This window comes from Chryseobacterium sp. (assembly GCF_022869225.1).
Classification (GTDB): Bacteria; Bacteroidota; Bacteroidia; order Flavobacteriales; family Weeksellaceae; genus Chryseobacterium.
On sequence record NZ_JALIHL010000001.1, the window covers coordinates 42,851 to 58,506 of the forward strand.

At 37.9% G+C, this 15,656-nt stretch carries 14 protein-coding genes and 1 pseudogene; all 15 read right to left on the reverse strand.

Going from position 1 to position 15,656, the window contains the following annotated elements; all coding sequences use genetic code 11:
* Positions 1 to 17 precede the first annotated feature (17 nt).
* Complete coding sequence (locus MUW56_RS00210) at positions 18 to 1,508, reverse strand: ferritin-like protein (protein ID WP_292011287.1); 1,491 nt, start codon at positions 1,506 to 1,508, stop codon at positions 18 to 20.
* Positions 1,509 to 2,100: 592 nt separating this feature from the next.
* Complete coding sequence (locus MUW56_RS00215; RefSeq protein ID WP_292011288.1) at positions 2,101 to 3,591, reverse strand: MFS transporter; 1,491 nt, start codon at positions 3,589 to 3,591, stop codon at positions 2,101 to 2,103.
* 106 nt (positions 3,592 to 3,697) lie between these two features.
* Complete coding sequence (locus tag MUW56_RS00220; protein ID WP_292011289.1) at positions 3,698 to 4,876, reverse strand: thiolase family protein; 1,179 nt, start codon at positions 4,874 to 4,876, stop codon at positions 3,698 to 3,700.
* Positions 4,877 to 4,887: 11 nt separating this feature from the next.
* Complete coding sequence (locus MUW56_RS00225; protein WP_292011290.1) at positions 4,888 to 5,304, reverse strand: hypothetical protein; 417 nt, start codon at positions 5,302 to 5,304, stop codon at positions 4,888 to 4,890.
* On the reverse strand, positions 5,301 to 5,705 hold the full coding sequence (locus MUW56_RS00230; RefSeq protein WP_292011291.1) for a hypothetical protein: 405 nt from the start codon (positions 5,703 to 5,705) through the stop codon (positions 5,301 to 5,303). Before MUW56_RS00230 ends, MUW56_RS00225 begins: the two co-directional genes overlap by 4 nt.
* Positions 5,706 to 6,000: 295 nt before the next feature.
* Positions 6,001 to 7,383: a nucleoside permease gene (locus tag MUW56_RS00235; protein ID WP_292011292.1), complete on the reverse strand. Its 1,383-nt coding sequence runs from the start codon at positions 7,381 to 7,383 to the stop codon at positions 6,001 to 6,003.
* A gap of 22 nt (positions 7,384 to 7,405) precedes the next feature.
* Positions 7,406 to 8,005 (reverse strand): bifunctional nuclease family protein, encoded by a 600-nt coding sequence (locus MUW56_RS00240; RefSeq protein WP_292011293.1) that lies wholly within the window; start codon positions 8,003 to 8,005, stop codon positions 7,406 to 7,408.
* A 182-nt stretch (positions 8,006 to 8,187) separates the two neighbouring features.
* Positions 8,188 to 9,135 carry an electron transfer flavoprotein subunit alpha/FixB family protein gene (locus MUW56_RS00245; protein ID WP_292011294.1) on the reverse strand — a complete coding sequence of 316 codons (948 nt, stop codon included), beginning with the start codon at positions 9,133 to 9,135 and terminating at the stop codon, positions 8,188 to 8,190.
* Between the two features lie 104 nt (positions 9,136 to 9,239).
* The gene (locus tag MUW56_RS00250) at positions 9,240 to 9,986 is read right to left on the reverse strand and encodes an electron transfer flavoprotein subunit beta/FixA family protein (RefSeq protein WP_292011295.1); all 747 of its coding nucleotides are present in this window, start codon (positions 9,984 to 9,986) and stop codon (positions 9,240 to 9,242) included.
* A gap of 151 nt (positions 9,987 to 10,137) precedes the next feature.
* Positions 10,138 to 10,845, reverse strand: coding sequence for an SDR family oxidoreductase (locus tag MUW56_RS00255; protein WP_292011296.1), 708 nt, complete (start codon positions 10,843 to 10,845; stop codon positions 10,138 to 10,140).
* Between the two features lie 77 nt (positions 10,846 to 10,922).
* Positions 10,923 to 11,930, reverse strand: coding sequence for a T9SS type A sorting domain-containing protein (locus MUW56_RS00260; protein WP_292011297.1), 1,008 nt, complete (start codon positions 11,928 to 11,930; stop codon positions 10,923 to 10,925).
* A 244-nt stretch (positions 11,931 to 12,174) separates the two neighbouring features.
* Positions 12,175 to 13,095 carry a T9SS type A sorting domain-containing protein gene (locus MUW56_RS00265; protein ID WP_292011298.1) on the reverse strand — a complete coding sequence of 307 codons (921 nt, stop codon included), beginning with the start codon at positions 13,093 to 13,095 and terminating at the stop codon, positions 12,175 to 12,177.
* Positions 13,096 to 13,297: 202 nt separating this feature from the next.
* On the reverse strand, positions 13,298 to 13,585 hold the full coding sequence (locus tag MUW56_RS00270; protein ID WP_292011299.1) for a T9SS type A sorting domain-containing protein: 288 nt from the start codon (positions 13,583 to 13,585) through the stop codon (positions 13,298 to 13,300).
* 215 nt (positions 13,586 to 13,800) lie between these two features.
* Positions 13,801 to 15,179, reverse strand: a pseudogene (locus MUW56_RS00275) (dipeptidase).
* A 167-nt stretch (positions 15,180 to 15,346) separates the two neighbouring features.
* The gene (locus tag MUW56_RS00280) at positions 15,347 to 15,634 is read right to left on the reverse strand and encodes a hypothetical protein (RefSeq protein ID WP_292011300.1); all 288 of its coding nucleotides are present in this window, start codon (positions 15,632 to 15,634) and stop codon (positions 15,347 to 15,349) included.
* Positions 15,635 to 15,656: the final 22 nt, after the last annotated feature.

Genomic DNA, 15,656 nt, shown 5'->3' on the forward strand with positions numbered 1-15,656 from the left:
AACAATAATTTTAATGGTTATTTGGAAGTAGAGATAAGTTCTTTGATGATGGCAGAAAGTCCCTGATCGGCTTCTCTTAATACATTCAGGTATTTTAAATTGGCCGGTGATACATAAGGAATAAGACTTTGAATGATTGTCTCGCTGGCTTCTATCAGATCCTGATGCTCACGCCAACGGTTTGCTTCTCCTACCGGCAGGTCTAGTGTGTAAGGAATACTGAATGGCGGGCCGGCCATCTTATCTCCTTCTCCGTCAGGATTGAGCGGAGTCTGAACCAGCACATTAGAAATACTTCTTAAATTATACATCTCTCCAAACGTTGCATTGATGATGGTGGCCCTCGGTGAAACAGCACCATTATTGTTAAAGCCGTTATCCAATACAAAACTATGGGCAAGGTAGTTCAGCAGCATTCTGTACCGGACGTTAAAAAGGTGGCCCCATGATCTCGCTTCAAGGTTTTTGATGGCATCCTTTTCATAATCAGTGCCTACATTCTTTGATGATTCCAGGCTACCATCCTCTTCTCTTTGGGCAATAAACGGATTGGTGGCTACATTTCTTGAGGGCTCCCAGGATTCTCCCAATTCCTTTTTCAGGTCACGAAGCTCTTTATACACAAACAAGAAGCGTTCAAAATGTGAGGGTTTATCATCATCTTCAGCTTCTTTGGGAGCTTCTCCCTGTTCTGAAATTTCTGATAATGCAGCGTAGGCATCATCTCTACAGGTTAAAGGAACGACTAATACATCAGGACTCCCTTTTGGACCTGCATGGGCACTCCCGCGTTGTCCTCCTGTATAGCCGCGTCCCCATTCATCAAATTTGGCCTGAAAAGCATAGGTATTGGCATTAAAAAGGTCATCAGGAATCTGTTTATCATCATTAATGAGACTTAATATTACAGCAAATAAGGCGCCTACCCTGTGCGGATCACTGGTTGCCTTATCAATATCCTTTTTTACTTCTTTAGCAATATCATCAGCTTTGTCGATCCATCCTTCCGGTGATTCGGCATACACGTATTTACCCAATGATTCCAGGGTAAGCCGTTCCAGTTTAAAAGGAAACGGATAGAACGGGGTATCCCAGGGATAATCCATTCTTCCAAAGTTCAAAGGCGCTCCGATTAATTTGAGCACATTTTGAACAGAGATAAAATGTCCCATTTCTTCTTTGGCAATTCCCAGAATAATATCCTGCCAGTTTTTTACCTTCTGCTGGTATTTTTCCGGGATATGGGAACCTCCGATACTGTAGCCTGCATACAGATACTGCAGCATAAGCCCATGTTCAATTTCAGCATTGATATACAGCAAAAAGGAAAGGTAGTCTTTGGCATTAAACTCATAAGGAATTTCTACCTTTAGTTGTTTGGGATCTGTCGTTTCCAAAGATTCAGAACTTTCATCTCCCTGGAGATTCATTACACTTACGCTTCTTAGCCTGTTGGTCTCCGCCAGTTGAAAAACAGGTTTTAGAAATCTTTCAAAATTAGTTTGCATGGTATTATTTTTTGGTGTTTAAAATGTAACAGATATATTGATATACCCCTTATTTACAGATAAATAGGTAATAAAATAAACTCTACAGATAGGGATTACGATATGAAGGCCGATACTGAATGTGCATTCAATACAGCCCGGCATAGCAGCTGGAACTCTTTTGATCAAAAAAAAGGTACAGTAAAACCTCAGCTATCCGATTTATGGCAAGCGATATGACTTGAATGATGGATTGTTGAGAACGGATTCGTAATCAGGGAATAATCCCTAAAGTGATGAGACTGCAGGGCATGCCTGCAATGCATCGTTAAAATTTTTGAATTTGGGAACATGTAATCATCGTTTTTATGGTTATTCTAATATAAGGTTTTTTAGCAGTATCAAACAACTAATTTATATTAAAATAAATGAAAAAACAGCACATAACATGTTTATAATTACAAAGATACGGGCTTAAAGGACTGATGAAACCTGTCTTTTAACAATATAAATCCAATTTAACGGATCAGGGCACTATCATATAAAAAGAGGATGTCTTACCGTAAAAACATCCTCTTTTTTATTTTTTTGCTTTTGAAAAAGCTTTTTTCTCTTATAAAGTATCTCTGTCTTTTCTCATCTTCACCTTCAGGAACCTGATCAGAATCAAGCCTGCTCCGAAAAATAAAGTCATTGATAAAGCTGCGATGCGCATATTATTGAAATGTTCAATCAATGTTGCAAAAATAAATGTTCCAATAATGATGGCAATTTTCTCCAATACATCATAAAAACTGAAATACGTGGTATTTTCCATTGAGTTTTCCGGAAGAAGTTTGGAATAAGTAGATCTAGACATTGCCTGAAGGCCACCCATGACCAATCCGACTACTGCCGCCACTCCATAAAACTGGTATTCCACGGTTGGATTTTCTTTGTTCAGGAAATAAGCCCATATACAAGCTACGATCCATAATACAATGGCAATCGAAATAACATTTTTATTCCCGATTCTTTTGGATAGTCTTGAGAATATTACAGCTCCAATGATGGCTTCAATCTGAATCACCAATAAGGTTCCGATCAGTTTATCCTGAGCCAGGTTGATCTCACTTTTTCCAAATAAGGTCGCCATCAGGAAAATAGTCTGCATCCCTACACTATAAAAGAAGAAACTTGATAGGAAGAACTTCAGGTTTCTGTCCTTAAAAAGCTCGCCTCCTACCTTGAATAGCTCATGAAAACTTTCTTTTGCTATATCTTTATAGAAGCTCATATTATCTTTTAATACTTCAAAAAAGCCTCCCTGCTCAGCATGTTTTTTAAAGATATTCTTATAGTTTAATAAAACCAGATCTTTAGGCAGCTTATCTTTCACATCTCCAAACTGAGGAAGATGTTTGAAGGTATATTGGGAGAACCCAAACCACCATGCTCCGGTCAATAAGAAGCTTATTCTTGTGAATAGCAACTGTTGGGCTGCTCCTTTGGCAAAAACCTGAATCAGGACCAAACAGATTACGACCAGAACTACAGAACCGATATATCCGTACACATATCCTCTTGCTGAAAGCGCATCCTGCTTATCCGGCGTTGCAATATCCGGCAAAAAAGAGTTATAGAAAACCAGACTTCCCCAGAATCCAACACTTGCTGTAATACTGAACAGAAGTCCCAGAAATACATTATGCATTCCGGTAAACATGGCTAATCCCATACATGAGGTAGCTCCCAGATAGCAGAAAAACTGCAGGAATGACTTTTTATTGCCAATGGTATCTGCTAAAGAGGATAAAAACGGTGAAAGCAGTACTACGATAAAAAAGGATATCGTTAATGAATATCCATATACTGCATCGGGCTGGTACTCTTCACCGAAAATTTTGATCATATGCCTTACCGGAACATCGATCCATTTTTTGGTTTCCGCTACATATTCCTTCTTCTCATAAGCTGTGGTAAGAATGGAATAATAAATAGGGAAAATAGTAGAGGTAATGACCAAAGAGTAAACAGAATTTGCCCAGTCATATACAGCCCAGGCTTTCATAATCTTTGGATTATTTTTTATGTTTTTAGGCTGTTGAATCTCAGTTTCAGACATTTCAATTAAATATTAGTAGCACAAAAATAAAAAAACCATTAAGAAATGAATAAGTTTTTAAAAAAATTATCCATTCCTTAATGGCAATAGATTCTTAAACAGAATATTATATATTTTCAATCACGATTGCAGAAGCACCACCACCACCGTTACAGATAGCTGCAGCACCGTATTTTGCATTATTCTGCTTCAATACGTTGATCAATGTTACAATGATTCTAGAACCAGAACTTCCCAGTGGATGTCCAAGTGCAACAGCTCCTCCATTGACGTTTACTTTGGAAGCATCCAATCCTAAGATTTTATTGTTAGCCAGTCCTACTACAGAAAAAGCTTCGTTAAATTCGAAGAAATCGATATCTGCGATCTCCAATCCAGCTTTTTTAAGAGCAATCGGTAATGCTTTAGCCGGTGCTGTTGTAAAGTTTTCAGGCTCCTGAGCTGCATCAGCATAGGAAACAATTTTTGCTAAAGGCTTAAGGCCTAATTCTTCCATTTTTTCCTTAGATACCAAGATCAGGGCAGAAGCTCCGTCATTTAATGTAGAAGCATTAGCTGCTGTAACTGTTCCTTCTTCTTTTTTAAATACGGTTGGAAGTGTTGAAATTCTGTCGAAATTTACGGCTTTATATTCTTCATCTTCTGCAAAGAGGACTGGTTCTCCTTTTCTCTGAGGAATTGAAACCGGTACTATTTCATCATTAAATTTCCCTTCGCTCCAAGCCTTTGCCGATCTTTTATAAGATTCCACAGCAAAGTTATCCTGATCTTCTCTCGTGATATTATAGTCTGCAGCACATTTTTCTGCACATACTCCCATATGTACTTTGTTGTATACGTCTGTAAGGCCGTCTAATACCATCCCGTCCTGCATTTTTATATCTCCAAGCTTTGCAGCTACCCTTGCATTATAATAGTGAGGAACCAAAGACATGTTTTCCATACCTCCGGCAACGATTACTTCCGCATCACCAGCTTTGATCGCCTGTGCAGCCATGGTTACAGCTTTCATTCCCGAAGCACAAACTTTATTTACCGTAGTAGAAGGTGTATTGATTGAAAGACCCGCTCCTAACGCTACCTGACGAGCCGGCGCCTGGCCTTCTCCTGCCTGTAATACATTCCCCATGTAGATCTCCTGAACCAGACCGGCATCAAGACCAATTTTATCTAATGCTCCTTTTACGGCAGTAGCTCCTAATTTTGTAGCCGGAACTGTTGATAAGCTTCCCATAAAACTTCCCATAGGAGTTCTTACTGCGGAAACAATGAATACTTCTTTCATGTGTATAATTTTTACTTTTGTTTTGCTTTTACGTAGATCAGCTCCGTTTGTGAGTCCTCGATACGTGTTAAAATTTTTAAATAATTATCTTGAGTCTGAGTAATTTTATTACTGAAAACATCTCCAACTTTTATCGGGTTGTTTTGATCTGTTTTCTCAATCACTATAGCTTTATAAGTACAGTCGTCCAAAAAAACAAGTGTTGATTTTATATAGTCTTTGCCATTATTAAGATATTCGGTTTGAATATTGTTTTTAATCGTCATATTCCAAATTCCTCCGGGATAATTTATACGAAAGAACTTCCCCTCCTTGATATTGGCACATTTAGCCGGATTATCCGGTTTTTTAAGATCAAATCTCTGAGCTTTAGCCTGTAAAGTACCCAATACTAACATGAGTACCGGAAAAAATTTTAAGAGTCTCATACTTGTGTTCGTTTGTTTTCTTTTTTACCGGTTCCTGCAAGAATCATCAGTACAGCTCCTAAAAATTCTACAGCCCAGCCCCATTTCAGCTTTACCACACCGGCAAAAGTTTCTCTCCAGGATTTGAAGGGTAAAAAGCTGAAATACTCTAAAGACTGCATTTTTACTGCGACTAATGTAAATACAAACAACAGGGTCAGCAGAACGCCAAAGAATCTTACCATTTTTACATTGTTATTGACAATTCCAAAAACTGCACATGCTGCAAAGATCCAGCATGCAATGGCTAGATAATGGTCAAGCTTCCAATAATCCCAATTTCCGATAATAGGAACATGTACCAACGGTAAAAAACTTCCTATAACCACTAATAATAATCCTAATAACTGAATATTTTTCATATTTCTTAAAGTGCCAAAATACAAAAAAAAACAGATTTTTAAATCATGTAATTTAAAAACAGGCTATTCCCACTTAAATAGGAATTTATCACAAACAAACCTTGTTACCATTAATAATTTAATAATTAAACCTAATTTTCATTACTGAATTGTAAAACCTATTTTCTTCTTTCCGTGTTATTTTAAACCCTAATCAGTTATGCATCGAATTCGATTGGCAGCCATAAGCTTTTAAACAAAAAAATTGCACTTTCTTATCAAAAGTGCAATTTCATATTTTTTATGTTGAGCTAAACTAATGCTTGATAGAAGATACATCTTCCTGCTTATGTTTATGTCTGAACAGGACTGCAAAAAATAGAGCAAGGATCAATGCATAAACAGCAAAAGACAGCCATATCTGCTGCCAGTCTTTTACCATAACCACAGAGGAAAGGGTTCCGTCAGGGTTGACTGCGGCATTGAAACTTGTCTTTAAAATTTCCAGGAAACTGGGGTTATCTGCTGTTGTATCCAAATAGGCAGACAGATCTGAAACTGTCGTAAATTTGTGGGTAAAGAATTTATCTATGGCCCAGCCTGCAATATAACTTCCGAAAACAGCTCCAAAGCCATTGGTCATCATCATAAATAACCCCTGGGCTGAAGAACGGATCTTTTTATCTGTAGTGGTCTCTACGAAAAGAGAGCCTGAAATATTAAAGAAGTCAAAAGCCATTCCGTACACAATACAAGAAAGGATGATCAGTGATAATCCGAAACCGTCCGGAACTCCGTACGCAAAGAATCCAAACCTCAATACCCAAGCCAGCATAGACATCAGCATTACTTTTTTAATTCCGAATTTCTTCAGGAAGAAAGGAATCGCCAAAATAAACAGGGTCTCTGAAACCTGGGAGATAGACATGATGATCGTAGATCTCTGTACTACAAATGAGTCGGCATATTTCGGAAAATGGGCAAATTCACTTAAAAATACATCACCATAGGCATTGGTCAGCTGAAGCGCTGCTCCCAAAAGCATTGAAAACAAAAAGAACAATGCCATTTTATAGTTTCCGAAAAGCTTAAATGCATTTAATCCCAACTGCTCTGATAACGGAGCGTCTTTATCGATAAGCTTCTGTGGAGGACATTTCGGTAAAGTAAGGGCATAAATTCCCAAAAATATCGCTACAGCCCCTCCAATATAGAACTGTCCTTCCGTTGCTTTGTTTCCGCTCAGGTTCGTGATCCACATGGCAACAATAAAACCAATGGTACCCCATACACGAATTGGTGGAAAATCTTTCACGACATCCAGGTTATTATTTTTCAGGATCGTGTAGGAAATAGAATTGGCAAGGGCAATAGTCGGCATATAAAAACACATTGCAACAAGCATTACCGAGAAGAATGAGTTTGGATCTGCAGAATGCGGCAATATGAAAAGAATAGCCCCGTAAAGGATATGTAAAACTGAAAAGATACGCTCGGCATTTACCCAACGGTCAGCAATAATCCCTGTAATGGTCGGCATAAAAATGGAAGCAATTCCCATTGTTCCGAAAACAGCTCCAAACTGTGTTCCTTCCCAATGTTTTGTACCAAACCAGAAGTTTGCCATCGTAATCAGCCAAGCTCCCCAAACAAAAAACTGGAGAAAACTGAGGATGGTCAGTCGTAATTTTAAATTCATAGTTTATAATAAAGTATCTCTTTTAATCAATTTTCTTTTTCCTCCTTTTAATTTCTTCCTGAATTTCAAGGGCGGTATCATAATCTTCTTCTTTAACGGCTTCATCCAGTAATTTCTGAAGTTCTTCCATGGAAAGAGATTTTAGGTTGTCTTCATTCTGTACGGTTTCTGAGAAAGGCTGTTCTTCTTTTGAAACATCTTCAAGTTCCAATAAAATTCCTGCTTCACTCAACACTTGCTGTGTTGTAAAAATAGGGGCGTCAAACCTTACGGCCATTGCTACAGCATCGGAGGTTCTTGCATCAAGGATCAATTCTTCCTCTGTAATTTTATTTTTGAAATTGATATTTGAAAAGAAAACACCATCTACAATCTGATAAATAATAACAGAAACCAGTTCATAATTGGCAGAAACTATAAATTTTGTAAATAAGTCATGAGTAAGAGGACGCGGCGGATGAATATCTTTCTCAAGGCCGAGAGAGATCGACTGAGCTTCGAAATTTCCTATAACAACAGGTAATTTTATATGTGTTTCTTCATGTTCCAGTAACAATGCGTACGCCCCGGATTGGGTTTGGCTGTACGATATTCCGCGAATAATTAGCTGCTTATAATCCATAACTACAAATATAGATTAATTTTTTATTGTGATTTCACTTTTTTACGCAAAAATAAAAGCCCGGAAAGCCGAGCTTTTACTGTATTGTGTATGATTGTCAATTGTTAAGGGTGAATTTTGCTCCGCAAGTGAATTATTAAAAATTGACAAGCGGAGCGAACGGACTATTCACCATTCAATTTTTATCCTTTTATTGCTTTGATTTTCTCAGTTAATGCAGGAATAATCTGGAAAGCATCTCCTACTACTCCATAGTCTGCTGACTTGAAGAAAGGGGCTTCTGCATCATTATTGATCACTACAATAGTTTTTGAAGAGTTTACTCCGGCAAGGTGCTGAATTGCTCCTGAAATCCCTACCGCAATGTAAAGGTTGGGTGCAATTGCTTTACCGGTTTGTCCCACGTGTTCTGTGTGAGGTCTCCAACCGATGTCGGAAACCGGCTTAGAACATGCTGTAGCAGCGCCTAAAACGTTTGCTAAATCTTCGATCATTCCCCAGTTCTCAGGTCCTTTCATTCCTCTTCCTGCAGAAACAACGATTTCAGCTTCTTTAAGGTCTAATTTACCTGAACTTTGTTCGTGAGAAATCACTTTAGTATCTTCATTAGCTACCGAAAGGTTTTTAACCTCTTCAGAACCTGATACGGCATTTTCTTTAACTCCAAAAGCATTTTGAGAAACGGTTACGATTACTCCGGTTCCTTCAGCTTTTGCATGCATAAATCCTTTTCCTGAGAATGCTTTTCTCTTCACCTGGAAAGGAGAAAGGCTTTCAGGAGCTTCCAAAGCATTGGTAATTAAAGAATAGTTCTTCATTACCGCTAACATGGGAGCGATTGAAGAAGCATCAGTAGTATGCGGGAAAACGATAGTGTTTCCTTCTGCCACTTCACTTACAGCCTGTGCAAATGCTTTTGCCGAAAAACTTTTAAGACCTTCGTCTTTGATATTGATTACATTTGACGCTCCATATTTGTATAATAAATCTGAAGAATCAGTAGGGTTTACAGTAATTGCTGTAACGGTATCTCCAGCTTTGTCTGCAATAGCTTTAGCATAAGAAACTGCTTCAAAAGCCGCTTTTTTGTAAACTCCGTTTATATTTTCTGCGTATACGAATACTGCCATTTTTTTAAATTTAAAAAATTAAAAGATTGAAAAATTAAAAGATTAAGAAATTGGATTCAGACAGGATTTTCAATTTTCTTCTTCTGACTTCCAGCTTCCAACCTTTAGATTACTTTAGCTTCTTCGTGAAGTAATCTCACCAGTTCATCCAGATTGTCAGGAGAAACCATTTTCACAGCAGCTCTTGGCGGTACGCTGTCATAAGATACTCCCTGAACTTTTACTTCTGAAGAAGCAGGCTCTACTACCTGCAGAGGTTTTGTTCTTGCAGACATAATTCCTCTCATATTGGGAATGATAAGATCTTTTTCATCTACTAATCCTTTCTGACCGGCAATGATTGCCGGCAATTTTACAGAAATCGTTTCTTTTCCGCCTTCAATTTCTCTTACTGCAGTAGCTTCACTTCCGTTTACATCCAATCCTACTGATGCATTAACGAAAGGCTGGTTCAACAACTGAGCAACCATTCCCGGAACAGAACCTCCGTTATAATCGATTGATTCTTTACCGCAAAGGATAAGGTCATATCCTCCGTTTTGAGCTACAGCAGCAATTTCTTTTGCTGTAGAATAGCTGTCTTTCGGATCAAGGTTTACTCTTACCGCATCATTTGCACCGATAGCCAGAGCCTTTCTGATGACAGGTTCTGTAGTAGCATCTCCTACGTTAATTACTGTTACCGCAGCTCCCTGAGATTCCTGAAGTTTAATCGCTTTTGTCAACGCAAATTCATCTAGAGGGTTGATTACCCACTGAATTCCATTTTTGTCGAAAGCAGATTTGTCTGCTGTAAAGTTAATTTTGGAAGTAGTATCCGGAACACTACTAATACAAACTAATATTTTCATGTGTACTATTTTATTTTTTCCCTTTTTATGCACAAAACCCACAACGGTTTATGCAGAGATTTTGTTTGAATTAATTTTTGCTAATATAAATAAAAAATATATTATGCATGCATAATACTTACTAAATTATTATTCAATACATTAGATGTATTTACTTACCTGGTTTCGTTGCCCTAAACTCTATTTTGCTGGGCAAAACTCTTGGATTCATCTTTAAAATATCCAATACCAGATTCCCTATATCTTCCGGCTGAATCTTCCAGCTGTCTTTTTCTGACGGAGTATTTCCGTTGAAATAAGTTGCGACTGAGCCCGGCATAATGACGGTAGATTTAATATTGTATTTTCTTAAATCAATCATGGCCGCCTGGGTAAATCCTACGACTCCGAACTTTGAGGCATTATACCCCGTTCCGTTCTCGAAGAAATTGGCTCCCGCCAAGCTTGAAATGGTGATATAATACCCTTTGGTCTTTTTCAACTCTTCTACAGACGCTTTTAAGGTATAGAATACTCCTGTAAGATTTGTTTCAATCATATCATTCCATTCTTCTGCTGTCAGCTCATCTACAGGTTTAAAAATACCTAATCCTGCATTAGCAATCACAAAGTCCAGCCTTCCGAATTTTTCTGTTGTATATCGTATTGCTTCCTGTTCGCTCTCAAGGCTCCTTACATCTGAAACAATCCCCAATACCTTTTCTGAGTACTGCTTAAGTTCCTCCTCAGCCTTCATGACATCATCTCTTTTTCTTCCGGAAAATGCGACTGAAATTCCATTTTCCAGCAATACTTTGGCGATCCCGAAACCGATTCCTTTGGTTCCGCCCGTTATATAAGCTGTTTTATTTTCTGACATAACATAAAATTTAATTCCCTAAAATAACAAAAACGCTCCAATTGGAGCGTTTTACTGATGCTAAGATTTATCAGTTCTTATTTTTTTATAAATTTCTCAGTGGTCTTCCCTTCTTTAGTTTCGATAGTAATGATGTAGCTTCCCGGGTTCAGGTTTCCAACATTTACTTTATCATTATTTAAATCAGCATTCACCTTTCTTCCGCTCATATCATAGATCTCAACTTTATTTACCTTTGCATCTGATTTGATGGTTAAGACATCAGAAACCGGATTAGGATAAACTGAAACAGGAACTGTTGCCGGTTTGGTCACTTCATTCGTTCCTAAAGTAGCTGCGTTTGAATACACAATATTAATATTATCAACTGCTGCCGTATTAGCTACAGTATTTCCAACATCCGTACTGGAAACAATATCATATTCAGCGGCAACTAATCCTGTAGACACGCTATAAAGAGGATTCGTTGTACTGTCAAAAGTAAATGTTCCCTCAGGATAAGTCCATGAATATGCTCCGGTCGTTTTATTATATGTAAACGCTACTGAAACCCATGTATTAGCAGCATAGCTTGCAGTTCCCAGTCCAATACTGTAAAATTTAGCGGTACTTCCCAATTGGGTCAGTCTTCCCATTCCATCAATCTTCTTGGTGGCAAAGTCATAGTTGATCCCCACAACTCCGTCCCCGGCTGCATCGTACAATGCACACTGGATTTTACCTGTTCCCGTCGCCGGTCCAGTATAAATTTCCAGAGTCCCTTTTAAAATATTGTTTCCCGCAGTGGCTGGTGTCGTAATTGATTTAAAAGCAAACCTAACATTGGGTGTATTATCTGCGGCATTATAGCTTGCCCCGCTCGTAATTTTTAAAGAATTACCATGGGCAGCATCTATTGTTGCGATCTGGTAATCCGATACAGCTCCTCCATAAATTAAAAATCCTCCTTGTCCCGCAAGATTTCCTGTAAGATCTGTAGCCAGGTTCCCCGCTGTCAAAGCATTAAAATTATCAGTTGCAACCGTCTGTGCTGAAACTCCAATTGAAAACGTAACACCAAGGGTAGTCAGTAAAAATTTCTTCATAATATTTTCTATTTTTTATTTCCGGTAAAAATAGTCCATTTATTCTAAATAAAAAACAAAATGATGAAAAATTAAATAAAATATTCAATGAAAACAGCATTTATAATAAATATTAATCATTTTAAAAAGACACATCTATTAGGTAAAATATAATTATAAATACATAATTAAATTAATTTTTTTAATATATAAATGAAATCAAATGAATAAATACCCATCAGCTTGACACACTGATTTTCAAAACTTATTTTTTTACCAATTTCTCAGTAAAACCAGCCTCCGCAGTCCTTCCCTTTATCAGGTAGACTCCTGAAGAAAAACCTCTTACATCTACAGTATCGCCATTTAATTCAACCTTCATTTTTCGTCCGTTAACATCGTAAATTTCAAATTCTTTTATTGTATGCAGGCCTGCTATCTTTATAAAATCTGTTGCCGGATTAGGATAGACTGACACCTCATTCCGGTTGATTTTGGAATCTTTTACAGCCATAACCACCCCGTTATTGATTTTAATATTATCAATATAAGCTGAACCTAAAGCATTATCGTGTACAAAGCGCAGCTGGTCTATATTGAGTGGAGAAACGGCCGCGCCAATGTAGATCAAGGTATCATTCAGGTAATATTTAACCTCTGAAGCAGTTCCGATGACTTTGAATGCGTACCAGGTATTCGGAGAAAAGACTCCGGGAGTAGGAATAAGATTTAAAGCTCCGGAAACAAGGTCCAGGATTTTGACAACGCCTGTTTTATCAAAATCAACTCTTACCACAGATGCTTCCTGAGCGCTGTTTACCCCCTGAAATCCAAAAACAGACCCATTGAGCTGAGACATATTGATATCAAAAGAAACTGAAAAGCCATTCAGGGAAAGGGGTGCCTGTAAATTATAGAAAGCCCCGATGATAGGCTCTGTCTGGGTTCCATACATTGTTTCTTTGACAATGTTCAGTGAGCTGCTCCCTATACTGGCTTTATCCGTGCATATAATCTGGTTGGTGACATTGGCCGGTATTCCTCCTGTAGGAGTGGTGATCCAGCCGTTTTGCCCATCAATATTTACTCCCATTATAAAGCCTTCTGTCAATTCGAAAGAAATGGCTTCCTGGGCAAAATAAAACGTTGAGAGTAAAGCTAATGCGATTGAGTAGTATTTTTTCATAGTAAAATTCAAGTTTGGAATAAAAATATAAATTTTCTACCAAAAGTGAAATAAGACATTCATATAAATAACAATAATGATTTTATTTTTAATAAATCTAATTCCAAACACATTATGAATTCCATTTTAAAAATATTAACCGTCAGACACATACAAAAAAAACGCTTCATCAGAAGCGTTTTTATATGGAGGTCTATTTTTTTTATTTTTTAATTATTTTTTGAGAATATGTTGTATTTTCAGTTGTAATACGGACCAGGTAAGTTCCCGGCTGACGGCTTCTTACGTCTATTTTATGATCACCTGATGCAGTCTTAATCTTTCTGCCTGACCAATCGAATATTTCGGCTTTAACCATTTTAGACCCGGATTTTACGTAAACATAATCAGAAACAGGATTAGGATAAATACCAAGCTCTGAAGACCGGCCGGTTTCTGAAGTTCCCAACGTACTTTGCGTGATCTTTACACTATCCAGAATTAAAGACATCTGATTATAAACTGAATTACTGCATCTTGCGTTCAAAGTTATTTTTCACCCGGTAAAAAACCTACTTTTAGGGTTGAAAAATGATAGTATCCCTTAAAAAAGAATGAAAAAGATTTTAAAATAGATTATTTTTCATAATTTACAGCTATACATAATAAAAAAAAAATACGCCGTCCCTGGAGAGAAACGGCATATTATCGGTATTATTTTCTAAATTATTTTGAATAATTTTCAAAGAACAATGGGATACTTTCAATTCCTTTATAGAAATTAAACAGCCCATAATGCTCATTGGGAGAGTGGATCGCATCAGAATCCAGCCCAAAGCCCATCAGCACGGATTTAGCTCCCAAAACCTTCTCAAACATGGCTGTAATAGGAATACTGCCTCCGCTTCTGTATGGCAGTACTTCTTTACCAAAAGCCGTTTCCATTGCCTGTTTAGCTGCTAAAAACTCTTTTGTATCGCTTTGCAGCACATACGGCATTCCTCCGTGGTGAGGGGTTACTTTTACTTTTACAGTGTCCGGTGCTATTTTTTAAAATACGTTGTAAACTTCTCTGTAATTTCTTCCGGAGTCTGATAAGGAACTAGACGCATTGAGATTTTAGCAAAAGCTTTTGAAGGGATTACGGTTTTAGCCCCTTCTCCTGTATATCCGCCCCAAATACCATTACAGTCTAAAGTCGGACGGATAGAAGCTCTTTCAAGCGTTGTATACCCTTTTTCGCCCTCTATTCCGCTCAATCCGATTGACTTTTTGAATTCTTCCGGGTTGTCTTTCAACTTGTTCATTTCAGCCCTGTCAGAATCAGAAACTGTTTCAACGTTATCGTAGAAACCATCAATCGTGATATGACCGTCTTCATCAATCAGGTTGGCGATCATTCTGGAAAGTACGTGAATCGGGTTTGGAACCGCTCCTCCATAAAGGCCTGAGTGTAAATCCCTGTTCGGTCCTTCCACCTCTACTTCTACATAGCTTAACCCTCTTAATCCCGTCGTAACAGTCGGCTGCTCGTTACTGTAGATATGAGTATCCGAAATCAAAATACAGTCACACGCTAATTTTTCTTTATTTTCATTAACGAAGTCTCCTAAACTCACAGAACCTATTTCTTCTTCGCCTTCTAAAATAAATTTAACATTACAAGGAAGAGCATTGGTTTTCATCATTGCCTCAAAAGCTTTCAGGTGCATGAAAAACTGGCCTTTATCATCCGCTGCCCCTCTCGCAAAGATCGCTCCCTCAGGATGCAGTTCCGTTTTTTCAATATACGGCTCGAAAGGCGGTTTTCTCCATAATTCAAGCGGATCTGCAGGCTGTACATCATAATGCCCGTATACTAATACCGTTGGTAAACTTTTATCTATGATCTTTTCACCAAAAACGATGGGATACCCTTTTGTTTCACATATTTCAACATGGTCAGCTCCTGCATTTTTAAGGTGCTCCGCACATACATCCGCACATTTCAATACATCATTCTTATACGCCGGATCTGCAGAAATAGAAGGAATTCTCAATAACTCAAATAATTCATCCACGAAACGCTGTTTGTTTTCGTTAATGTAATTTAATGTCTCTTGCATTGTAAAAATTTATTTTGTTAAAATTAAAAAAAATGCCTCGCAGGGACAAGCAAAAACAAAGATTTTCACAAGTATTTACTTATTTCCTGATCATTAAACGATTTGTCATTTTCTTTAATAAAAAATGCCCTGCTAGAACAGGGCATTTGTATATTTTGTACTTATAATTAGTGTTCAGCTTTCGGAGCTTTTTCAGCTTCAGCAGGCTTTACCGCAGCAGTGCTATCCGTTTTAGGAGCTTCAGCCTCAGGTTTTGCGGCAGCTTCTTCCGTGTGACCCGCAGCAGCAGCATCATGACCGCCATGTCCGTGAGCTTCTCCATCACCCTGAACATCATCAGAATATCTTTCAACTCCTTCTTCTAGTTTTAGAGTTCCTCTATTCCCTCCTGCTGATACTTTTTTACAGCTTACAGCTACAGTTGCAATCGCTAAACATATAACTAATTTTCTCATGCTTAAATTTTTGATTGCCCAA